The organism is Rhizobium sp. 10PS4, assembly GCF_032464805.1.
GTDB lineage: Bacteria > Pseudomonadota > Alphaproteobacteria > Rhizobiales > Rhizobiaceae > Rhizobium > Rhizobium laguerreae.
The window spans coordinates 59,844-83,125 of sequence record NZ_JAWDIW010000022.1 but is presented as its reverse complement, the minus strand read 5'-3'; the positions used below and the strand labels follow the sequence as shown (position 1 = coordinate 83,125).

Here is a 23,282-nt window from a genome sequence, read left to right as displayed (position 1 = left end):
CTCGAGATCGGCAAAAACGCGGTAACGGCCCTCGGTATGAACCCCGTCCAGCTCGTTTTTGAAAAACGCTTCGAAATCCATCATATGCTCCAGTATCGCGCGGATGTTCTTGATGACCGGACGTCCGCGCGTCAACCCTTGCACTTTGCTTTAACATCAACTGCGGCAAAATGCGCAGAGTTTTGAATGATTCCAGATAAAGAATATGCGAGCCGCGATCAACGAAATTGATGTGGCAAGCATAATGGAAATTCGCGAAACCGCGAAGCTGGCGACAACATCCTGTATCGAAAAAAATCAGCGCAGCGGTGGACAACCCTTTCTTCCGACATAGTTTTCGGTCTAGCCTGACAAAAAACAAAAAGGGACGGCCTTTGCCCGTTGGGCAACAACCTCGGAGAGAAAAAATGAAGAAAGTTGTCATACTCGCATTGATCGGCCTGTCGATCGCAAGCTGCACACCGACGCAGCAGGGCGCCGGCATCGGCGCTGCATCAGGTGCCGTCATCGGCGGCGCAGTCACCGGCAACGTCCGTGGCGCGGCAGTCGGCGCCGCTATCGGCGGCGTGTCCGGCGCCCTCATCGGCAGCGTCGCCGAACAGCCCGGCCAGTGCTACTATCGCGATCGTTACGGCCGCCGCTACATCGATACCTGCCCGCGCTGAGAACGTTCAGGAACCGGCAGATTCAGGAAATCCCGGACACAGTTCCGGGATTTTTTGTGCTAAATTAGTGCGTTGGCAATTTAAAATGGTACACCCCGCGCGATTTTGTCGCTAAGCTGTTCACGGCTGGGCAACGAAGCTTCATAGTAGGCGTAACCAAAAGCGGCGGATGCGGATTAGAGGGACAGGTCCGAAAACAGGTACTGCGTATCGGCGAACAGGCACCATGATGGTGGTCGCAGCGGCAGCTGCGTTCTCACCGGTCCTGATCGGCGACGCTTACGCCTTCAAGCTTTTCGGCATCACCATTTTCGGCAAAGAGGAAGACGAAGGCGAACAGGTGCCCGATCCGGTGCGCTATCAGGTCGACCTCAAAGCCGATACCGCCGATCCCGACCTCAAAGAAGCGCTGGAAAACAGTTCCCGTCTCGTCAGCGACCAGAAGCTGCCGGTTTCCGGCGATCTCGGCATCGTCGTCAAGGCGCGCGACGACCGTGAGCGGCTGATCGCCACTCTGTATGAAAAGGCCCGTTATGGCGGCCTGGTGACGATCACCATCGACGGCAAGAATATCGACGACCTGCCACCCAATCCGACATTCGACCGGTCAGGGCCGATCCCCGTCACCGTCGACATTGCTCCCGGCCCTGTTTTCAAGGTCAGGGAGGTCCAGTTCGGCGGCGATGCCGCAAACCATAATCCCGCCGATTACGATCTCGCCCCGGGCGCTGAGGCCGGCTCGCTCGCCATCATCAAGGCCGGCGACAGAATAGTCGAACAATTGAAGAGCGAGGGCCGGCCCTTCGCGAAGTTGACCGAACGCAAGGTCGTTGCCGATCACAACAGCGATACCGTCGATATCGTCCTTGCTGCCGAGGGCGGTCCCGTCGCCCCGATCGGCGATGTCGGCGTCACCGGCGAAAAGACCGTCAAGCCGGCTTTCATCCAGCGTTATTCCCGGCTGAACAAGGGCGAGGCCTATTCCCCGGAAACGCTGAAGAAGGCCGGCGAGCGCCTTCGCGCCCTCGGCGTCTTTTCGAGTGTCACCATCCACGAAGGCGATGCGCTGGCATCCGATGGCACGCTGCCGATGACGATCGAGGTTTCCGAAGGCAAGAGGCGCTACTTCGGCGTCGGCGCGCAATATTCCACCACCGACGGCTTCGGTGTCCAGGGCTATTGGGGCCACCGCAATCTTTTTGGCGAAGCCGAAACGCTGAGGATCGAGGGAGCGGTCTCCAGGCTTGGCGAAACGACGGATGTCGGCAGCCTCGACTATTCCGCCGGCATTCTCTTCACCAAGCCCGGCGCCTTCTTCCCCGCCGCCACCCTGAAGGCCGGCATCGTCGCCAAGACCGAAAATCCGGATGCCTATAACGCGACGCTCGTCACCGCCTCGCTCGGCCTTTCCTACGAACTGACCGATCAGGACACCGTCTCAGCGAGCGGCGAGGTCAGCTGGGAGCGCGATGACGACGCCTTCGGCACGAACGACTATCTGACTTTCACGTTGCCGATCCAATATGATCGCGACGCACGCGACGACAAGTTCAATCCGACGGAGGGCTACCGCGCGACGCTCTCGGCAAAGCCTGGCTACGAAATTTTCAACGCCACGCCCTATGCGGCATTCGAGGGCTCGATCTCCGGCTACCTGCCGTTCGGCCAGGAAGACGGTGTGGTGCTTGCCGGCAAGGTTGCAGCCGGCGTCCTGATCGGCGGCGATAGCATTGGGGATATCCCCGCCACCCAGCGCTTCTTTGCCGGCGGCGGCGGCTCCGTGCGCGGATATAGCTATCAGGAAATCTCGCCCTATAACGACAACGGAGACCCCACCGGCGGCCGCTCCTATGTGACCGGTTCGCTGGAGGCCCGCATCAAGATCACCGATACGATCGGCATCGTGCCCTTCATCGATGTCGGCACCGTATCGGACAGCACCTTTCCGGGTTTTTCCGATATCCGCGCCGGCGCCGGCGCCGGAATACGATATGCAACGCCTTTCGGCCCGCTGCGGCTTGATTTTGCCATGCCGCTGAACAAGTACGAAGATGGCACAGATTATGGAATCTACGCCGGCATCGGCCAATCCTTCTAGGATTGCCGATTCTGCTCGTGTTTTCCGATCTGTGAGCCGTCATGAAAACGGGGTAGTGTCCGCGCCGATGCAAACGCTGACAAAAATCGTCAACTGGATCGTACGGCTCACCGGCTATGTCGTCGGCGCCACGTTGATTCTCGCGGTCGTAGCACTGGCGATCTTCGGCTTCACCAGTTTTGGCGCCCGCATCGTCACCGAAAGGATAGCCTCCACGCTGTCCAATCGCGACATGACGATCGAGGTTCGCGAACCGCAAGGCCTTTTGACCGGCGGGCTTCGCGCCGCCCAGATCTCCATCTCCGACACCAGGGGCGTCTTTGCGGAAATTCATGGCGTCGCGATCGACTGGAATCCGCTTGCGCTGCTGACCGGAACCTTCCATGCCAAACGCTTCGAGATCGAAGCGATCAACGTGCTGCGCAAGCCGGTACGCACCCTGCCCTCGCGGCCCCAAGCTGAAAATTCCGGCGGATTCAGCCTTCCGATCAAAGTCGATGTAGACCGCATCGCGCTGCCCGATATCAAACTTGCCGCACCGCTTGCCGGTCGCGCCTTTGCGCTCGCCGCCGAAGGCAGCCTTTCGGCGAACGGCGATGGCGGCGAGGCCGTCGTCAATGTCAGCCGTCACGCGGTTCCGGATGCGCGGCTTGCCGCCGACATCGCTTTTGCGCCAGCCGAAAACCGGCTGCGGCTGAAGGCACAGCTTTCCGAGCCGAAGGGCGGACTGCTGGCGGGCTTTCTCGGCCTCCCGGACAGCCCGGCCGTCAACATCGATCTCGATGGCCAGGGGCCGATATCCGATTGGAAAGGCAAATTGCAGGCTGCCCTCGACGGGCAGCCGCGCGCCGCAATCGAAGCCCGGCATCAGATTACGGAAGACGGGCTGCACCACCTCGATCTCAAAGGCGGCGGTGACCTGAGCTCGCTGCTTCCATCGGCATTCCGGCCGCTTTTTGCCGGCCAGACCAATATCGATCTTGCCACCACCTTCGACAATCACGGCAAGATCGATATCCAGACCGGCAATATCGCCACCGGCAGCGTGGTGATCGCCGCCTCGGGCACCCTCGATCCGGCCGGCAACAACAGCCTGAACGCCAATCTGCTCGGCACGTCGGGGCCTGTCGATTTCCGCTGGCCACTCGCCGAAGGCGAAGCGCGCTTCCTTATATCAGGCCTCAACCTGGCGCTCACAGGCGATGCGCAAGCCGCCCGACTGAACGTCAGCGGCTCGCTCGACACCGCAACCCTGCCGCAGACCAATATCGGCAATATCAAGCTGACCGCAAAGAGCGACGCCTTCAATCTCGCCGCCCGTTCCGGCAGCGTCCAGCTGCGCCTCGTTGCCGGCGACGCGACCTTCTCCGACCCGAACCTCAATCGCGCAGTCCAAGGCCCGGTCACGATCGCTTCGCCCTTGCAGATCTCGCCCTCCGGCATCGGCTTCAACGGCACCACCGTCGAAAGCGCCAGTATCAACGGCGGCCTCAACGGCTCCTATCGGCTGACAGACCAAGCGCTGACCGGCAACCTCAAGCTCACCATCAACCCGGCAGCCCTGCCGGCTGCGGCAACAGACAGGTTCGACGCGCCGATCTCGCTCGAGAGCCAGGTGGTCGGCACCATCCCGTCGAAATTCGCGCTGTCCAACCTCGTCCTGAAGTCCGGCACGCTCGAAGCCGCCGGCAACGTCGCACTCGACGGCGGGATCTTGAACGCAGATCTCTCCGGCCGGTTGCCTGACATCGGCAAGCTCATCCCCGGGGCCAGCGGCGGGGCGGGTTATGCGTTGAGAGTGGGAGGTGAGCTCCCGGCAATCTCCGTCACGGCCAATCTCAAGGCGCCCAGCCTTGAAATGGCCGATCGCGTGCTCGGCAACCTCAATATCGACCTGTCGGGTCTCGCCGATCCCAAGGCCCCGCAGGGCAGGATCGCCGCCACCGGCACGATCGACGGCCAGCCGATCGGCATCAACGGCGACATCCGCTCGCAGGACGGCAAGACGAGCATTCCGGCGCTGACCGCCGACATCGGTGGCAACCGGCTGACCGGCAATGTGGAATTCTCGTCCTCCCTTGAGCCGACAGGCGCGCTGACCTTCGATTTCCCCAATATCGGCCTGCTCGCCGCACTCGGCGGACAGAAGGCCGAAGGCGATCTCAAAGGGTCGCTCGGCGTCAGCAGCGATGGCGGCAGGATTGCGCTCAAGCTGCTTGCGACCGGCGGCTCGATCCGCCGTGATACGCTTGCGATCGTCAAGCCGGATATCGATGTCACGGTCAGCGATCTCAAAGCCCTTGCGGCAAACGGCACGGTCAAGGCCGAGGAGGTGAGTGCCGGAACGAACAGGCTCGCCGGCCTTTCGCTCGATTTTACCAAGCAGCAAGACCATACCGATTTCGATCTCGATGCCGCCTATGACGGCAATCCCGTACTGGCCGCCGGCAATATCGAAGCGGCGGGCGGCACGATGCACCTGAATCTCGATCGCTTCTCGGCAAGCCCCCGCAATATCCCGATCGAGCTTGCCGCACCGACGCAGGTCGCAATCGGCGGCGGTGCCGCCAGCCTGAACGGACTGACGCTGAAGACCGGCACCGGTTCGGTGACCGTCACCGGTTCCGCCGGCGAAACGCTGAAGATCGATGCAGACATCCGCGAGCTGCCGGCAGCGCTTGCGAACGGCTTCGTGCCGAACCTATCTGCCGGCGGCACGATCTCCGGAACCATTGCCGTGACCGGAACGCCGGCAGCACCCGTCGCCGACTTCAAGCTCGACTGGAAAGATGCGACGACGGGCCAGGCGAAGGGGGCGGGTCTGGCACCGCTCGGCATCACCGCCGGCGGCAAATTCGCCGACAACAAGCTCGATTTCGACACGACGGTCGGCAGCAATGACGGCCTGTCGCTCAAGGCGGCCGGCAATGTCACGCTCGCCGACCCGAAGGCGCCGGTGTTTGATGTCCGCGCCGATATCCTCAATCTGCCTGCCCGTGTCGCCAACGGTTTCGTTCCCGATCTCGCCGCCGAAGGCACGATTACGGGAAAACTGGCGACCTCCGGCACCCTCGCTAATCCCACCGCCAATTTCGATCTCGATTGGAAAGGTGCGGCGACGAGCCAGACGAAGCGTGCCGGCCTTGCCGAGCTCGCCGTCAAGGCATCCGGCAAATTCGCCGACAGCAAACTCGATTTCGACACCGTGATCGGCGGCCCCAACAGTCTCTCGCTGAAGGCAACCGGCAATGTCGCCATCACGGGCACGACGCTCGGCAACGTCACGGTCGATGCAGCGCTGGCAAATATCCCGGCAAATATCGCAAACAGCTTCGTCCCAAATCTCGCCGCCGAAGGCGCGATCTCTGGAAAGATCTCGGCCGCCGGGTCAATTTCCGCCCCGACTGCCGACTTCGATCTGAATTGGAAGAATGCCACGACGAGCCATACGAAACGTGCCGGCCTTGCCGCGCTCGGCGTGACCGCATCAGGAAAACTTGCGGATAACAAGCTCGATTTCGACACGGGGATCGTCGGCGCCAACAGCCTCTCGCTGTCGGCAACCGGCAATGTCGCCATCACGGGCACGATGCTCGGCAACGTCGCGGTCGACGCCGCACTGGCGAATGTTCCGGCAAAGATAGCAAACAGCTTCGTTCCCGATCTCGCCGCCGAAGGCGCGATCTCCGGAAAGATCTCGGCCGCCGGGTCGCTTTCCGCCCCCACTGCCGATTTCGATCTCAATTGGAAAGATGCTGCAACGAGCCACACGAAACGTGCCGGCCTTGCCGCGATCGGCGTGACAGCATCGGGAAAATTTGCCGAAAACAAGCTTGATTTCAACGCGGCAGTCAGCGGCGACAAAGAGCTCTCGCTGAACGCCAAGGGCAATGTCGCATTGGCCGGAAATACGATCGACAGCATCAAGCTCGATGCCGAAATCATAAAGCTTCCGGCCAGTCTGGCAAATGCCTTCGTTCCCGATCTGGCGGCCGGCGGCACGATATCAGGCACCATGTCCGCCGCCGGGACAGCCGCCGCACCGAAAGCCGACTTCAAGCTCGACTGGACGGATGCTGCAACCAGCCAGACGCGAAGCGCTCATCTCTCAGGCCTGGCACTTGCCGCATCCGGACGCTTTGCCGACAACCGGCTCGACTTCGATGCCAATCTCGCCGGCCAGGGCGGCCTTTCGCTGAAGGCCGCCGGCAACGTCGCGATTTCAGGCACGTCGGTTCGCAACCTTGACGTCAAGGCCGATCTTGCCAACCTGCCTGCAGGCCTCGCCAACAGCTTCGTCCCGGGTCTTGCCGCCGAAGGCACCGTCTCGGGGACGGCATCCGCTTCTGGCGCGCTTCCGAAGCCGGCGGTCGACTTCAAGCTCGACTGGAAGAACGCCGCGACCGCCCAGACCAAGAGCAGCGGCCTTTCTGGCCTGAGTGCTGCGGCTTCCGGCAAGTTCGTCAATGACAGGGTCGATTTCGACGCCAATCTCGCCGGCAAGGACGGCGTGCTGGCCAAGGCGACGGGCGGCGTGACGATCGCCGGAACGGCCATCCGGGACCTTTCGATCAATGCCGATATTGCGGCGCTGCCGGCAAATATCGCAAATGCCTTCGTTCCTGGTCTCGGCGCCGAAGGCACGCTTTCGGCAAACGCCGTGACGTCGGGAACCCCGGCAGATCCGATCGTCGATTTCAAGCTGAACTGGAAGGATGCCGCGACCAGCCACACCAAGGCTGCCGGCCTGGCCCGCCTCACGCTGGCGGCGACCGGGAAATACGCCGGTGACAGGCTGGATTTCGATGCCGACCTCAGCGGCAGCGGCGGCATTTCGCTGAAAGCCGCCGGTAATCTTTCCATCGCAGGCACAACGATCCGATCGATCGACGTCACGGCGAACGCCGCCAATGTTCCGGCTGCCATCGCCAACGGCTTTGTTCCGGGTATCGGAGCCGACGGCACGATCTCCGCGACGGCCAAAGCGACTGGCGCGCTGTCCTCACCCGTCGTCGACTTCAAGGTCGACTGGAGGAACGCCGCGACGAGCCAGACGAAAGGCGCCGGTCTTTCGCCACTCAGCATCGGAGCATCGGGCAAGCTTGCCGGCAACAGGCTGACGGTCGACACCAGCCTTGCCGGTGACGCCGGCATGTCGCTGAAGGGCGGCGGTAGCGTGGTGATATCAGGCAACCGCGCCATCGACATGCGCTTCAATGGCAATGTTCCCTTCGCCGTGCTTGGCGCCCCGCTCGCACAGCAAGGCTTCGTCGCCGATGGCGTCGCCAACGTCAATCTTGAGATTGGCGGAACGGCCGCGGCACCCGTCATCAATGGCACTGTCTCGACCAATGGCGCAAAGCTGGTCGATGTCCGGCGCAATCTGGCCGTCAATAATCTGACGGCGACCGTGACCTTCAATGGCAACCAGGCCGTGATATCGCGCCTCAGCGGCAGCCTTGGCGGCGGCGGTACGATTTCCGTGAGCGGCACCATCGGCATTCAGCCGGCCGGAGGCTTTCCCGCCGACATTTCGATCAAACTCGACAAGGCGGTCTATGTCGATGGAACCCTTGTCGTCTCCACCGTCAACGGCACACTCGGCCTGCGCGGTCCGATCACCAATGCAACGCTGAGCGGCAAGCTGCGGCTGGACAAGACCTCGATCACAGTCCCGGAAAAACTGCCGACCTCGCTGAGAGAAATCGACATCCGCCATAAGAATGCGCCGCGCGCTGTGCTTGCGCAGTTGCGCGATGACGGCGAGCGTAAACCCGGCGAGAAATCCTCGGTGATCACGCTGGATCTCGAAATCGACGCGCCCTCGCATATCTTCGTGCGCGGCCGTGGCATCGATGCCGAGCTTGGCGGCCTTGTAACGATCCGCGGTACGGCGGCAGCGCCCATCGTCACCGGCGGGTTCACCATGCGCCGCGGCCGCCTGACCATTCTGAACCGCCGCCTCGATTTCTCCGACAAGAGCAGGATAACCTTTGTCGGCGATTTGACGCCGGCGCTTGATATGGAAGCGACCTCGTCCTCCGGCACGACGACGCTGACCGTCGACGTCGCGGGCCTCGCCACCGATCCCGCGATTACTTTCTCTTCCTCGCCCGAACTGCCTCAAGACGAGGTGCTGGCGCAGCTGATCTTCGGCCAGTCGATGTCGAAGCTCTCGCCGGTGCAGATCGCCCAGCTCGCCGACGCCGTCAGTCAGCTGGCCGGCAACCGCTCGACATCGCTTTTCGAAGGCCTGCGCAACCAGCTTGGCGTCGACGATTTCGACGTCAGCACCGATTCCAAGGGCCAGACGAGCGTCAGCGTCGGCCGCTATCTCAACGACCGCACCTATTTCGAATTGCAGCAGGGTGGTTCGGCCGGCGCCAAGGCGGTGATCAACCTCGATGTCGGCCGCGGCGTCAAGCTGCGCGGAGGGGCCGGTGGCAACGGTGAGGGCGAAGCCGGCATTGTCTACGAACGGGAATACTGACGCATTTCGCCCGAAGCTGTGCAGCAGTTTGCGGACAACATGCACATGCTTTAAGCCGGTTTAGAAACCGGTTTTGCTGGTCTTGAGAAGGATGTTGGTCTCGGTCGAATTGATGCCGTTGATCAGCCGGATGCGGCGCAGCGTCTCATCGAAGGCGGCAAGGTCGCGGTCCTCGAGTTCGGCGACGAAATCCCATTTGCCGTTGGTGCTGTGAAGCGCGCGGACCTGCGGCAGGCCCCTCAACTGATCGGCCACCCTGTCTGCGAGCTTGCCGAGCACCTCGATCATCACGATGGCGCGCACGCCGGCGGAGCGCGTCTCATGGCCGGTGCGGATAGTGAAGCCGACGATGGTGCCGCTGGCCACCAGCCGGTCGATACGGGTGGCAACCGTTGCCCGCGATGCGCCGGTCATCGCTGCAAGCGAGGAGACGGAAATCCGGGCATTATGGCGAAGTGCACTCAAAAGTTCGGTGTCGAGATCGTCCACGCTGATCACTTTGTCAAAAGTGGTTTATCAATCTGCGCAATCATAGTCCATTTCTAACACTTTTCCATCTTTTTGCCGCCAGCCCTTTATCCCACTATCGGCCGAAACAGGCCTCAACACGGAGCCCTCCAAAATGAATGCGCAATCGCGATCTGTCACCCTCATCGGCACGCCGCTGGAAGAAGGCTCCGGCCGCAGAGGGGCTGCCATGGGCCCTGCGGCCCTACGCATTGCCGGCGTCGACCAGACGCTGATCGAGCTTGGCCATGACGTCGCCGATATCGGCGATCTCAGGATCGTGCCGGCGATGGATCTGCCGAACCACCCGAAGGCCCATAATCTGAGGATCGTCGGCGCCTTCACGCGCGCCCTCGAAAGCAGCGTCCACGACGTGGCCGCCTCCGGGCGTTTCCCGCTGATTCTCGGCGGCGACCACAGCCTTTCCATGGGCAGCGTTTCCGGCATGGCGCGGTATGCCGCCAGCAAAGGCCGCCCGCTCTTCGTGCTCTGGCTCGATGCCCATGCCGATTTCAATTCTCCGGCGACGTCGCCCTCCGGCAACATTCACGGCATGCCCGTCGCCTTCTTTTGCGGCGAGGCGGAGTTCGCCGACATCCTGCCGAAGGACCGTCCGTTCGTCGATCCGAAGAATGTCTTCCAGGTCGGCATCCGTTCGGTCGATGCGCGCGAGCGCGAGGAAATCCACGAACACGGCGTCAATGTCTTCGACATGCGCGCGATCGATGAGCAGGGCATCGGCGCCATCATGCGTGAGATCCTCGATGTCGTCACCAAGGCGAACGGCCTGCTGCATGTCAGCCTCGATCTCGATTTCCTCGATCCCGAGATTGCCCCCGGCGTCGGCACGACGGTGCCTGGCGGTGCGACCTTTCGCGAAGCGCATCTGGTCATGGAAATGCTTTCGGACAGCGGCCTCGTCTCGTCGCTCGATCTCGTCGAGCTCAATCCGTTTCTAGACGATCGCGGCAAGAGCGCCCGCATCCTGGTGGAGCTGACGGCAAGCCTGTTCGGTCGCCGCATCTTCGATCGTCCAACACGCGCCGCATAGAGGGCACGCGCCGCATAAAACGCACAGAGGGAGAACGGCCATGAACACATCGGAAAAACTGATCGCCACGGAACAACGGCTCGGCGCCCATAACTACAAGCCGCTCGACGTGGTGCTGACGCGTGGCCAAGGCGTTTATGTCTGGGATACCGACGGCAACCGATATCTCGATTGCCTCTCGGCCTATTCCGCCGTCAACCAGGGCCACTGCCATCCGAAAATCCTCGCCGCCCTGGTCGAACAGGCAGGCAGGCTGACGCTCACCTCCCGCGCCTTCCGCAACGATCAGCTCGCCTATCTCTACGAAGAGCTCGCGGCTCTCACCGGATCGCACAAGATCCTGCCGATGAATTCCGGCGCCGAAGCGGTGGAGACCGCCATCAAGGCGGTGCGCAAATGGGGCTACGAGGTCAAGGGCGTACCGGAGGGCAAGGCGGAGATCATCGTCTGCGCCGATAATTTCCATGGCCGGACGCTGAGCATCATCAGCTTCTCCACAGATCCCGATGCCCGCAGCGGCTTCGGCCCCTATACGCCAGGTTTCCGCATCATTCCCTTCGGCGATGCCGAGGCTTTCGCCGCCGCAATCAATGCCAATACCGTGGCCGCCCTGATCGAGCCGATCCAGGGGGAAGCCGGCGTCATCATCCCGCCGGCGGGTTATTTCACCCGCATCCGCGAGCTTTGCACGGCAAACAACGTCACCCTCATCCTCGACGAAATCCAGACCGGCCTCGGCCGTACCGGCAAGCTGCTGGCCGAGGAGCACGAAGGCATCGAGGCCGACGTGACGCTGATCGGCAAGGCGCTGTCCGGCGGCTTCTATCCGGTGTCGGCCGTGCTTTCGAATTCCGAAGTTCTGGGCGTGCTGCAGCCCGGCCAGCACGGCTCGACCTTCGGCGGCAACCCACTCGCCTGCGCAGTGGCGCGCGCAGCACTCAAGGTGCTGACGGAAGAGGGCATGATCGAGAACGCCGCTGTCATGGGCGACTACTTCCTCGAAGGCTTGAGATCAATCCGCTCGAACATCGTCAGGGACGTGCGCGGCCGCGGCCTGATGATGGCCATCGAGCTGGAACCCGAAGCCGGCGGCGCACGGCAATATTGCCATGCGCTGAAGGAGCGCGGCCTTCTCGCCAAGGACACCCATGACCACACAATTCGTCTCGCTCCGCCACTGGTCATATCAAAAGAGCAGGTCGATTGGGCGGTCTCGCAGATCGAAAAGACGATAGGCTGAGTAAATCGGCGAAACTCTTCTTTAGGACCCCGAATAAGCCTGAAATATCCTGACTGCGAAAATATCGGCTGGAGGAGATTGGCAGCAAAACCGCCTCGCCTTCATCCGAGCTTAAAAACCTCCTCAATCTCGTCTTTCAATTTAGATTTGGGCAACACTCTTTCGCTAAAGTCATCGATAACCGTAACGATGCTTCGCCGCGCGCAAAGCCATCGCGTGGTATGAAGGCAAAGCTTGTCCGCGCCAATGGTGGCGCATCCGCTTCTGCCCTGGCTTACGATAGTTGGGAAGAATTCTAATGGCCACGATCAATTCGACTAATTTCAGCGGCGATACGCTCGAAATTATTGCCTTCCGCCTGCATGATCAGGAATTCTGCGTCAAGACCACGACCATCCGCGAAATCCGCGGCTGGGCGCCGTCGACGCCGATCCCGCATGCACCGGCCGATGTCATCGGTGTCATGAACCTGCGCGGCTCGGTGATCCCGATCATCGATCTTGCTTTCAAGCTCGGCATGAAGAGCACGGTCGCCAACGAGCGCAGCGCCATCGTCGTTGCCGAAGTCCACAGCATGGTCATCGGCATGCTCGTCGACCGGGTCTCGGATATTCTCACCATCTCCTCCAGCCAGGTCCAGCCGGTGCCCGAGGTGACCGCCTCCTTCGACCGCGCCTATTGCGAAGGCATCATTGCTTCGGAAAACGGCATGATCTGCTTCCTGAACCTTGCCAAGATGTTCAAGGAAAACGAAACGGATGAACTGGCCGCCTGATCCGGCCAATATAATCTGGACATTTGCACAATTCGGATATTCGAAAACCGCCCGGCAACGGGCGGTTTTTTTGCGGAACAAGCAGCAGGCTGCAGGAAAACGGCAACCTCACTGGATTGGTTGTGCCGCCGCAAGGCGGCACTTTTGCTTATCCGAACAGCGCGAAGGTCGCCCTCAGCGTCACCCAGACACCCCACAGCAGCGGAATGCCGACGACGGCCCAGGCAAGCATCGCCTTGGCGTCCAGCCCGCCTGTACCGATGCCGAAGGAACCGGTCGGCCCGGCATTGACAGCGGCCGACTTCGCCTGCAGCGCAGCGACCTCGTCATCCGACATGAACCATTTGTCCGAAAGCGGCCTGATCAGCGCATTGGCGATGAGCCCCAGCGCCAGCATGCCGGCGAGGATATACATGGTGCCGGTATAGAGGGTTGGCCCGGGCGCAACGCCGGCGGCGATCTGCGCTTCGCGGATATAGTTGACGACGACGGGACCGACGATGCCCGCCGTTGCCCAGGCCGTCAGCAGCCGGCCGTGGATGGCGCCGACGAACTGCGTACCGAAAATATCGGCAAGATAGGCCGGGATCGTCGCGAAGCCGCCGCCGTACATCGACAGGATGATGCCGAAGGAGAGAACGAACAGCGCCTTGTTGCCCATGCCTGCGAAAGTGGGCGCCAGCGCATAGAGCACGATGCCGAGGACGAAGAAGCAATAATAGGTATTCTTGCGGCCGATCTTGTCGGACAGCGACGCCCAGAAGAACCGTCCACCGATGTTGAAGAGCGACAGCAAGCCGGCGAAACCGGCGGCGATCGTGGCGATCGATGCCTTCTGCCCGGCGTCGAGCTGGGCGAAGCCGACATCCGGCAGGCCGATCAGCGAACCGGCGAAGATTTCCTGCAGCATCGGCGAGGCCATGCCGATAACGCCGATACCGGCCGAAACGTTGAGGCATAGCACCGCCCAGATCAGCCAGAACTGTTTTGTCCTGTGGGCATCGCTGAGGTGCACATGTTTGGTGGTGATCATCGTGCTCTTGGCCGCAGGCGGTGTCCAACCCTCGGGGCGCCAGCCGGCCGGCGGAATGCGATAGCCAAAGGCGCCGCCCATCATGAAGACGAAATAGATCACCGCCATGACGATGAAGGTCTGCCAGACGCCGACCGAACTGTCGGTCTTGAAGGCATTCATCAGAAGATTGGCCAATGGGGCGCCGATCATCGCACCGCCGCCGAAGCCCATGATCGCCATACCGGTCGCCATGCCGCGCCGGTCGGGAAACCACTTGATCAGCGTCGAGACCGGCGAGATGTAACCGAGGCCAAGCCCAATGCCGCCGATGACGCCGGCGCCCAGCCACATCATCCAGAGCTGATGCGTGATGACGCCGATCGCGGCAAGAATGATGCCGCCGCACCAGCAGCAGGCGGAAACGACGCCCGCCTTGCGCGGACCGGCCCGCTCGAGCCAACCGCCCCAGATGGCGGCCGATGAGCCAAGCAGAACGAAGAACAGCGTATAGATCCAGCCGAGGTCGGCAACACGCCAGTCGCAGGTCGTGGTGAACAGCGCCGAGGCGAGTGTCAGATCGGGGCAGGCCGTCGAGGCGGTGATCCCGAGCGACTTGGAAAGCGGCAGCCAGAACACGCTGAAACCATAGGCCATGCCAATGCAGAGATGGATGGCGAGGGCTGCCGGCGGCACCAGCCACCGATTGAACCCGGGCCTTGCGACGATCCTTTCGCGATCGAGCAGGCCTGAGCCCGCCAGCACTCCATCAGTCCGTGTTTCCGCTGCCGTCATGAAAAATCCTCCTTAAATCAGACCTGGTTTAAATTCAAATATGGCTTGATTCAGCTTGCCATTGCCGACGCATGCGCAGGCAGGTCGCTCCTGCCCCTCCTCGCGCATGAGCCGGTCTACCGGACCGTGGGTGTCACCGGCTCCGGTTTTCTGATCATTGGAACGGCCTGAAGCACGAGCGCATCCAGGCCATTCTCCTCATTCTCCAGAATTTCGAACAATTGCCGCCGCATGCGCGGGTCCCAGAATTTATTGATATGGGTGGCGACGCCCTGCGCGGCCTCGCTTTCCGGCTGGCTCTTGAAAAAGGTGGCGATCTGGTTTGCCATATAGACGAGCTTGGTCTTCGTATCATGCGACATCGGCAATGCTTCCGGGCGAGATGCGGTGCGGGTGGGTGAAAATCTCGAAATCCTCGCCACGCACCAGCGCGACGAGCGTCATGCCGGCTTCTTCGGCCGTGCGGATGGCGAGAGCCGTCGGCGCCGAAATGGCGATGAGCACCGGGCTGCCGAGGATCGCCGCCTTCTGCACCATCTCGACGGAGAGCCTACTGGTGACGACGACGGCGCCGTCCCCGCCTCTTTCGCTGGCGCCGATGACGGCGCCGCAGAGCTTGTCCAGCGCGTTGTGCCGGCCGACATCTTCACGCACGGCAATCAGCCCCCTGCCAGGAAGATAGAACCCGGCGCCGTGTACCGCCCGTGTCTCGCGATGCAGCGGCTGTGCCTCGTTTAGAAGCGAAACGGCGCGGACGATATCCGCATGCGACAGCGCCAACGGCGATGCCGAGACATCGGGCACCGGCCGTACCGCCTGTTCGATCGATTCGATGCCGCAGAGCCCGCAGCCGACCGGCCCTGCCATGCTGCGGCGCCGTGCCCACAGCCGATCGGCGACGTCGTCGACCAGGCTCACCTGCACATCGATGCCCTGCTCGCCCTTGACGATCTCGATACCTGATATCTCCGTCGGCCCGCTGATGACCCCCTCGGTCAGGCTGAAGCCGATAGCGAAATCCTCAAGATCCGCGGGCGTCGCCATCATCACGGCATGCGAACTGCCGCCATAGGAAAAGGCGATCGGCACTTCTTCCGGCACGATGCGCGAACCGGTCTGGAGGATGCCGTTGCGGCGGGTGGTCTCTGGAGCGTGCGCGGTGATCGTGAATTTTACCATGCGGCAATAGGATGAGAGGCATCCTCCTCCGCAGCTCGGCCTATCGGGAAGAGAACGTCAGCCGCTTGCGCCCTCTTCTCCCCAGCGGGGAGAAGTGCCGAGCAAAGCGAGGCGATGAGGGGGGCGAGCGACGGCAGGAGCGAGCGCACCGAGCGCAAGCGAGGGGCAGCACCATACGCCGAACCGCCCCCCTCATCCGCCCTACGGGCACCTTCTCCCCGCTGGGAAGAAGAGGGAGCCTCGCCGACAATGCCAGACTGCCTCTCCACCATCACTCCGCCGCCTCCAGCTTGCCGGCGATGCGGCGCGATTGCCGCGCCTGGTCGTCATATTCGAGTTGCCATTCGCTCGGCCCGTTGGAGGGCGAGACCTGCACCGCCGTCACCTTGTATTCCGGGCAGTTCGTCGCCCAGTCGGAGAAATCGGTGGTGATGACGTTCGCCTGCGTCGTGGGATGATGGAAGGTCGTATAGACGACACCCGGCGCGACGCGATCGGTAATCAGCGCCCTGAGCGTCGTGTCGCCGGAGCGGCTGCCGAGCTTCACCCAGTCGCCGTCGCGAACGCCGCGCTGCTCGGCATCATGCGGATGGATTTCCAGCCGGTCTTCCGCATGCCAGACGACATTCTCGGTACGCCGTGTCTGCGCCCCGACATTGTACTGGCTGAGGATGCGGCCGGTTGTCAGCAGCAGTGGGAAGCGTGGACCGGTGCGCTCGTCGGTCGCCACATATTCGGTGCGGATGAACTTGCCCTTGCCGCGCACGAAGCCGCTGACATGCATGATCGGCGAGCCGAGCGGGTTCTTCTCGTTGCAGGGCCACTGCACCGAGCCCATTTTATCGAGATAGTCGTAGGAGACCATCGCGAAACTCGGCGTCGTCGCGGCGATCTCATCCATGATCTCCGACGGATGGGTGTAATTCCAGTCGAGCCCCATCGCCTGGGCAAGCTTCTGCGTCACTTCCCAGTCGCCATAACCGTTGCGCGGCGACATCACCTTGCGCACGCGGTTGATGCGGCGCTCGGCATTGGTGAAGGTGCCGTCCTTCTCGAGGAAGGTCGAGCCCGGCAGGAAGACATGGGCGTAATTGGCGGTCTCGTTGAGGAACAGATCGTGCACGACGACACATTCCATCGCCGCAAGCCCGGCCGCGACATGTTTGGTATCGGGATCGGACTGCAGGATGTCTTCACCCTGGATGTAAATGCCTTTGAAGGAGCCGTCGACTGCTGCATCCAGCATGTTCGGAATACGCAGGCCCGGCTCGTTGTTGAGCTTCACGCCCCAGAGCTTTTCGAAGATATCACGCGTCGCATCGTCGGAAATGTGCCGGTAGCCCGGCAGTTCGTGCGGGAAGGAACCCATGTCGCAGGAGCCCTGCACATTGTTCTGGCCGCGCAGCGGGTTCACGCCGACGCCGGGACGGCCGATATTGCCGGTCGCCATCGCCAGGTTGGCGATCGCGATGACCGTGGTCGAGCCCTGGCTGTGTTCGGTGACGCCGAGGCCATAATAGATCGCGCCATTGCCGCCCTTGGCATAGAGCCTTGCCGCGCCGCGCAGATCCGCCGCCGGCACGCCGGTGAAGATCTCGGTCTCTTCGGGACTGTGCTGCGGTTCGGCGACGAAGGCGGCCCAGTCCTCGAACTCCGACCAGTCGCAGCGCTCGCGGATGAAGGCCTCGTCAAAGAGGCCTTCGGTGACGATCACATGCGCCAGCGCCGTCATGACCGCGACATTGGTGCCGGGCTTCAGCGGCAGATGATACGAGGCCTCGATATGCGGCGAGCGGACGATATCGGTGCGGCGCGGATCGATGACGATGAGCTTGGCGCCCTGGCGCAGCCGCTTCTTCAGCCGCGAGCCGAACACCGGATGCCCGTCGGTCGGATTGGCGCCGATGACGATGACGACGTCGGAATGCTCGACGCTGTCGAAATCCTGCGTGCCCGCCGACGTGCCGAACGTCTGGCCGAGGCCATAACCGGTCGGCGAATGGCAGACGCGGGCGCAGGTATCGACATTGTTGTTGCCGAAGCCGGCCCGGATCAGCTTCTGCACCAGATACGTTTCCTCATTGGTGCAGCGCGACGAGGTGATGCCGCCAATTGCCTCGCGGCCGTATTGATACTGGATGCGGCGGAACTCCAGCGCCACATGCGCGAAGGCCTCGTCCCAGCTCACTTCCCGCCAGGGATCGCTGACCTTTTCCCGGATCATCGGATTGAGGATGCGGTCCTTGTGGGTGGAATAGCCATAGGCGAAGCGGCCCTTGACGCAGGAATGGCCGCGATTGGCCTGACCGTCTTTCCACGGCACCATGCGCACCAGTTCCTCGCCGCGCATTTCCGCCTTGAAAGAACAGCCGACGCCGCAATAGGCGCAGGTCGTCACAGCCGAATGCTCCGGCTGGCCGATCTGGATCACCGACTTCTCCGTCAGCGTCGCCGTCGGGCAGGCCTGGACACAGGCGCCGCAGGAGACGCATTCGGAATCGATGAAATGCTCGTGCATGCCGGGCGAAACGCGTGAGCCGAAGCCGCGGCCCTCGATCGTCAGCGCGAAGGTGCCCTGTACTTCCTCGCAGGCGCGCACGCAGCGCGAACAGACGATGCATTTCGAGGGATCATAGGTGAAATAGGGATTGGACTCGTCCTTCGGCATCCATTTCAGATTGATGTCGCCATTGCTGCGCGCCTTGACGTGGTTGTCGCCCTCATAGCCGTAACGTACATCGCGCAGGCCGACGGCGCCCGCCATGTCCTGCAATTCGCAATCGCCGTTGGCCGCGCAGGTGAGACAGTCGAGCGGATGGTCGGAGATATAGAGTTCCATCACGCCGCGGCGGATATCCTTCAATCGCCCCGTCTGCGTGTGCACCACCATGTTTGCCGCCACCGGCGTCGTGCAGGAGGAGGGCGTGCCGTTGCGGCCTTCGATCTCGACGAGACAAAGCCGGCAGGAGCCGAAAGCGTCGACCATATCAGTGGCGCAGAGCTTCGGCACCTTGATGCCGGCTTCCATGGAGGCGCGCATGATCGATGTGCCCTCCGGCACGCTGATCTGCTGACCGTCGATGGTGAGCCTCACCATGGCCTCGGATTTCGAAGCGGGGGTGCCGTAGTCGATTTCATGGATGAGAGACATGATTGGCCTCCTTGCTTGAGATGGTGAGGTCAGCGCAGGCGTTCCATGAAAAACGCGTCATTCCGCCGCCTCCACCAGAGGTGCCGGCGAAAAATCCTCCGGGAAATGCGTCATGGCGCTCATCACAGGATAGGGCGTGAAACCACCCAGCGCACAGAGCGAGCCGAACTTCATCGTGTTGCAGAGATCGGCAAGCAGCGCCCGGTTCTTCTCCGGCTCGATGCCCTGAGCGATCTTGTCGGCCGTCTCCACGCCGCGCGTCGAGCCGATGCGGCAGGGCGTGCACTTGCCGCAGCTTTCGACGGCGCAGAATTCCATGGCGAAACGCGCCTGCTTCAGCATATCGGCCGTGTCGTCGAAGACAACGATGCCGGCATGACCGATCAGCCCGTCCCTGGCGGCGAAGGATTCGTAATCGAACGGCGTGTCGAACAGCGCCCGCGGGAAATAGGCGCCGAGCGGTCCGCCGACCTGCACGGCCTTGACCGGCCGTCCCGTCGCCGTCCCCCCACCGATCCTGTCGACGATATCTCCGAGCGAAAGACCGAAGGCCGTCTCAAAGAGGCCGCCATATCTGACATTGCCGGCAATCTGCAGCGGGATGGTGCCGCGTGAGCGGCCCATGCCGAAATCGCGATAGAAGGCCGCGCCCTTTTCCATGATGACGGGTACCGACGCCAGCGAGATCACATTGTTGATGACGGTCGGACAGTTAAACAGCCCCTTATGCGCCGGCAGCGGCGGCTTGGCACGCACGATGCCGCGCTTGCCTTCGAGGCTGTTGAGCAGCGCCGTCTCCTCGCCGCAGACATAGGCGCCAGCGCCGGTGCGCACTTCGATATCGAAGGCGCGGCCAGAGCCGAGCACCGATGGTCCGAGAATGCCGGCCTGGCGCGCGATGCCGACGGCCTCGGTCATGACAGAGATCGCATGCGGATATTCCGAACGCGTATAGACGAAACCCTTGGTCGCGCCGGTCGCGAGCCCTGATATCGCCATGCCCTCGATCAACACGAAGGGATCGCCCTCCATGATCATCCGGTCGGCAAAGGTGCCGCTGTCGCCCTCATCGGCATTGCAGACGATATATTTACGTTCACCAGCGGCATCGAGAACGGTCTTCCACTTGATGCCGGTGGGAAAGCCGGCGCCGCCGCGTCCGCGCAAGCCGGAATCGGTGATTTCCTTGACGATATCGACTGGTGTCATCAAGATGGCGCGGCGAAGGCCGGCAAGACCGCCATGCGCCTCGTAATCGCCAAGCGAAAGCGGATCGATGACGCCGCAGCGGGCGAAGCTCAGGCGGGTCTGTTCCTTGAGGAACGGGAGGTCTTCAACCTCCCCGAGACAGAGCCGATGCTCGCCTCCATCAATCATCCCGGCATCGAACAGACCAGGCACATCCTTCGCCTTCACCGACCCGTAGCCGATGCGTTTGCCGGCAACCTCGACCTCGACCAACGGCTCCAGCCAGAACATTCCGCGCGAGCCGTTGCGCACGATCTCGGCATCGAAGCCGCGGGCGGCGATCTCCTGGGCAATCGCCTTTGCCACCTTTTCGGCCCCGAGCGCCAGCGCTGCGGCATCGCGCGGAACATATACCCTGACCGTCATCGGCGTGCCTCCGCGACGAGTTCCGCCGCCGTCTGATCGTCGACCCGGCCATAGACCTCGCCGTCGAGCATCGCCGCCGGCGCACAGGCGCAGAGCCCGAGACAGTAGACCGGCTCCAGCGTCACGCCGCCATCGAGCGTCGTCTGATGAAAATCGATGCCGAGCAGCGCCTTGACGCGTTCGGCCAGCGCATCGCCGCCCATCGACTGACAGGCTTCGGCGCGACAGAGCTTCAGCACATGCCGGCCGGCGGGATGGTCGCGATAATCATGATAGAAGGTCACCACGCCATGCACCTCGGCACGGGAGAGGTTCAATTCCTCCGCGATAACAGGCATGGCTTCCTGCGGCACATAGCCGAATTCCTGCTGAACCTCGTGCAGAATTGGAAGCAGCGGCCCTTCGAGAAAGCGAAGATCGGCGACGATGGCTCGGGTGCGCTCTGCAATATCGCCTTCGGCGATATGAATGGTCATAAGGCAGCCCTCCCAGCGGCTTGCTCGTTGCGAAATAGCGGGCCTCCCCCAGCCGAGTGCTATCCCGTAACCACCATCTCAGGGAAGCAGCCAGCGATCAATAAAGCTATCTCGTTGCTTGATAGGTTTTTTCTATCAAAGTTCTTCATCTTGCACGAGCACTCTCGCTTCATGCAGCAGAGCCGAGACAAGCGGCGTGAAGGGCTCGCGATAAGGCGCAACAAGGCCGACCAGATGATGCGCCTCCGGCTCAACGATCGGGATCATGCGGATTTCCACTGGAAATCCGAAAGATTTGGCGACGTTGCGCGGCATGATGCTCGCCCAGCGTCCGGTTCTGACATGCGAGAACAGCACGATCATCGAGTTGGATTCGAGCGTCGGATGCGCTGTGGCGCCTGCTTCCGTCAAGTGCCGATTGATGATGCGGCGGTTCTGCATGTCGGCAGTCAATAGACAAAGCCGAAGGTCGCCGATCTCCCGCCAAGTCACGTTGTCGCGATCAGATAGCGGGCTGCCGGCAGCAGTGATCAGATTATAGCGCTCGGCATAGAGGGGAACGGTCGTAACGCGGCCGAGCGGCTCGTTTTCGAGGTAGGTGATACCGGCATCGATTTCGAGGTTTTCGAGCATGCTCAGCACCTGCAGCGAATTCCGCGAGACGATCGAAAAGGTCACGCCGGGATGGCGCTCCTGAAATGGCGTGGTGATGCGCGACAGCATGGCAAGCGCGGTCGGAATGGCGGCGAGGCGGATGTGGCCGGAAAGACCGCGGCGCGCGGCGCGCATCTCCTCGCGCATCGTGCGGGCATCGCCGACGATGCGCCTGGCCCATTCGAGCACGCGCTGCCCCTCCGGCGTCAGCCCCTGGAACCGCGAACCGCGCTGCACCAGCATGACGCCGAGTTGATCCTCGAGCTGCCGGATGGCGGCCGAAAGCGTCGGCTGCGAGATCCCGCACTCCTCCGCGGCACGGCCAAAATGCTTTTCATTGGCAAGGGCGATGAAGAATTCCAGCTTGTCGATCATCCGGTCTCCCGATCCGGCGTGACATCATCCGGGTCAGTTCATCTTTGACGCAGCAGCCGCGCGCCGCAAGGGCGATCTCTAGATCAGGATGATTTTAGGCCCGATCGGCCTAAAATCTGAATTCTGATCTAAATCAAAGAAATAGAGCATGATGTCGTCCGAAAACCGCGCACACTTTTCGGCATCATGCTCTAACTGTTTTCTGCAGCCGGAAAAAGATCGAACAGCGATTCGAGAAAGGCAAGCACGCTGACATTGCCGATGCTGTAATAGACCAGCCTGCCCTGGCGGCGCGTATGGACCAAGCTTTCGAGCCTTAACCGCGCCAGTTGCTGCGAGACCATTGCCTGCTGGATGAAATATCAAAAAACGTCCAAACAAATCAGCAGATAAGCTGACCTCCATTAATCTCGACCACCTGTCCGGTGATGTAGCCCGAGAGCGAGGGAGCCGCCAAGAACAGATAGGCGGGAGCACAGTCCTCCGCCGTGCCGAGCCGCTGCAGGGGGATGGATTTTCTCGTCTGCTCCAGCTTTTCGCGAGAGGAATAGCGCTCATGGAAATCCGTCTCGATCGTTCCCGGCGACACGCAATTGACGCGGACGCCGTCCGGTGCAAGCTCACGGGCAAGCGCCTTGGAATAGGTCGCAACGAAGGCTTTCGAGGCCGAATAGATCGAGGAACCGGGGCTGCCGCCGGTCAGCGCCGAAATCGAAACGGTGTTGACGATGGCAGCACCACCAGCCGCCTTCAATGCCGGCAGCAGCGCCCGCGTCAGCGCCACCACCGATGTCTGGTTGAGCCGCACGACCGCCTCATATTCTGCATCGGTGAGTGTGGCAGCGGGAAAACGACCAAGCATGGTGCCGGCGTTGTTGACCAGCACATCGACCTTATCGAAAAAGGCGAGAACATCCTCGGCAAATTGCGCTGCCCCACCGACTGCAGAGAAATCGGCATTAAGCAGCAGCGCCCGTCTTTCGGATTCAGCCGTCAGCAGGAAATCCGGCAGGTCGCGTCCCGGCTTGCGCCCGGTATGGACGATCACCTTCGCGCCGCAGTCCAGGAACTGCCGGGCCACTTCAAGGCCGATGCCGCGGCCGGCGCCGGTCACCACGACATTGCGATTTTCGAACAGTCTGGGATGGAACACGAAGCCGTCCTCCTCGCGGACAGTGCCGCCGGTTGTGTCATTCGCCC

Annotated in this window: 15 protein-coding genes and 2 pseudogenes; 6 read left to right on the top strand and 11 right to left on the bottom strand. The window is 62.0% G+C overall.

The genetic code is table 11. The features are described from left to right. A pseudogene (locus tag RWJ89_RS31800) lies at positions 1 to 135 on the bottom strand (5-aminolevulinate synthase); the annotation flags it as partial. A gap of 272 nt (positions 136 to 407) precedes the next feature. Here RWJ89_RS31800 and RWJ89_RS31795 point away from each other — a divergent pair. From RWJ89_RS31795 to RWJ89_RS31785, 3 genes are all read left to right on the top strand, one after another. Beyond that, complete coding sequence (locus RWJ89_RS31795) at positions 408 to 665, top strand: YMGG-like glycine zipper-containing protein (protein WP_065281468.1); 258 nt, start codon at positions 408 to 410, stop codon at positions 663 to 665. A gap of 169 nt (positions 666 to 834) precedes the next feature. Continuing rightward, a complete protein-coding gene (locus RWJ89_RS31790; RefSeq protein ID WP_183594563.1) occupies positions 835 to 2,763 on the top strand; it encodes an autotransporter assembly complex protein TamA in 1,929 nt (642 codons plus the stop codon). Between the two features lie 67 nt (positions 2,764 to 2,830). Then, the gene (locus tag RWJ89_RS31785; protein WP_316031975.1) at positions 2,831 to 9,253 is read left to right on the top strand and encodes a translocation/assembly module TamB domain-containing protein; all 6,423 of its coding nucleotides are present in this window, start codon (positions 2,831 to 2,833) and stop codon (positions 9,251 to 9,253) included. 60 nt (positions 9,254 to 9,313) lie between these two features. Here the strand turns inward: RWJ89_RS31785 and RWJ89_RS31780 are convergent, their stop codons facing one another. Next, entirely contained in the window at positions 9,314 to 9,751 is a 438-nt protein-coding gene (locus RWJ89_RS31780; RefSeq protein WP_011653765.1) for an Lrp/AsnC family transcriptional regulator, read from the bottom strand. A gap of 124 nt (positions 9,752 to 9,875) precedes the next feature. Here RWJ89_RS31780 and rocF point away from each other — a divergent pair, with 124 nt between their 5' ends. The 3 genes from rocF (at position 9,876) to RWJ89_RS31765 (ending at position 12,826) form a co-directional block, all read left to right on the top strand. Then, positions 9,876 to 10,811: an arginase gene (rocF, locus tag RWJ89_RS31775; RefSeq protein ID WP_168283393.1), complete on the top strand. Its 936-nt coding sequence runs from the start codon at positions 9,876 to 9,878 to the stop codon at positions 10,809 to 10,811. 40 nt (positions 10,812 to 10,851) lie between these two features. Continuing rightward, positions 10,852 to 12,051, top strand: a complete 1,200-nt coding sequence (rocD, locus tag RWJ89_RS31770; RefSeq protein WP_316031974.1) for an ornithine--oxo-acid transaminase — start codon at positions 10,852 to 10,854, stop codon at positions 12,049 to 12,051. Positions 12,052 to 12,349: 298 nt separating this feature from the next. Beyond that, on the top strand, positions 12,350 to 12,826 hold the full coding sequence (locus RWJ89_RS31765) for a chemotaxis protein CheW (protein WP_003543427.1): 477 nt from the start codon (positions 12,350 to 12,352) through the stop codon (positions 12,824 to 12,826). A gap of 148 nt (positions 12,827 to 12,974) precedes the next feature. Here the strand turns inward: RWJ89_RS31765 and RWJ89_RS31760 are convergent, their stop codons facing one another. The 9 genes and pseudogenes from RWJ89_RS31760 to RWJ89_RS31720 form a co-directional block, all read right to left on the bottom strand. Further along, complete coding sequence (locus tag RWJ89_RS31760; RefSeq protein WP_316031973.1) at positions 12,975 to 14,633, bottom strand: OFA family MFS transporter; 1,659 nt, start codon at positions 14,631 to 14,633, stop codon at positions 12,975 to 12,977. A gap of 116 nt (positions 14,634 to 14,749) precedes the next feature. Then, positions 14,750 to 14,995 carry a formate dehydrogenase subunit delta gene (locus tag RWJ89_RS31755; protein WP_316031972.1) on the bottom strand — a complete coding sequence of 82 codons (246 nt, stop codon included), beginning with the start codon at positions 14,993 to 14,995 and terminating at the stop codon, positions 14,750 to 14,752. After that, a complete protein-coding gene (gene fdhD / locus RWJ89_RS31750; protein ID WP_316031971.1) occupies positions 14,985 to 15,812 on the bottom strand; it encodes a formate dehydrogenase accessory sulfurtransferase FdhD in 828 nt (275 codons plus the stop codon). The genes RWJ89_RS31755 and fdhD overlap by 11 nt, the downstream gene beginning before the upstream one ends. Positions 15,813 to 16,083: 271 nt before the next feature. Beyond that, on the bottom strand, positions 16,084 to 18,963 hold the full coding sequence (fdhF, locus tag RWJ89_RS31745; protein ID WP_316031970.1) for a formate dehydrogenase subunit alpha: 2,880 nt from the start codon (positions 18,961 to 18,963) through the stop codon (positions 16,084 to 16,086). A 57-nt stretch (positions 18,964 to 19,020) separates the two neighbouring features. Further along, a complete protein-coding gene (locus RWJ89_RS31740) occupies positions 19,021 to 20,577 on the bottom strand; it encodes a formate dehydrogenase beta subunit (protein ID WP_168283390.1) in 1,557 nt (518 codons plus the stop codon). Beyond that, positions 20,574 to 21,053: a formate dehydrogenase subunit gamma gene (locus tag RWJ89_RS31735; protein ID WP_131663239.1), complete on the bottom strand. Its 480-nt coding sequence runs from the start codon at positions 21,051 to 21,053 to the stop codon at positions 20,574 to 20,576. The genes RWJ89_RS31740 and RWJ89_RS31735 overlap by 4 nt, the downstream gene beginning before the upstream one ends. Positions 21,054 to 21,188: 135 nt before the next feature. Further along, complete coding sequence (locus RWJ89_RS31730; RefSeq protein ID WP_003543441.1) at positions 21,189 to 22,082, bottom strand: LysR family transcriptional regulator; 894 nt, start codon at positions 22,080 to 22,082, stop codon at positions 21,189 to 21,191. 191 nt (positions 22,083 to 22,273) lie between these two features. Further along, positions 22,274 to 22,438, bottom strand: a pseudogene (locus tag RWJ89_RS31725) (ArsR/SmtB family transcription factor); the annotation flags it as partial. 26 nt (positions 22,439 to 22,464) lie between these two features. Further along, entirely contained in the window at positions 22,465 to 23,235 is a 771-nt protein-coding gene (locus RWJ89_RS31720; RefSeq protein ID WP_168283388.1) for an SDR family NAD(P)-dependent oxidoreductase, read from the bottom strand. Positions 23,236 to 23,282 lie beyond the last annotated feature (47 nt).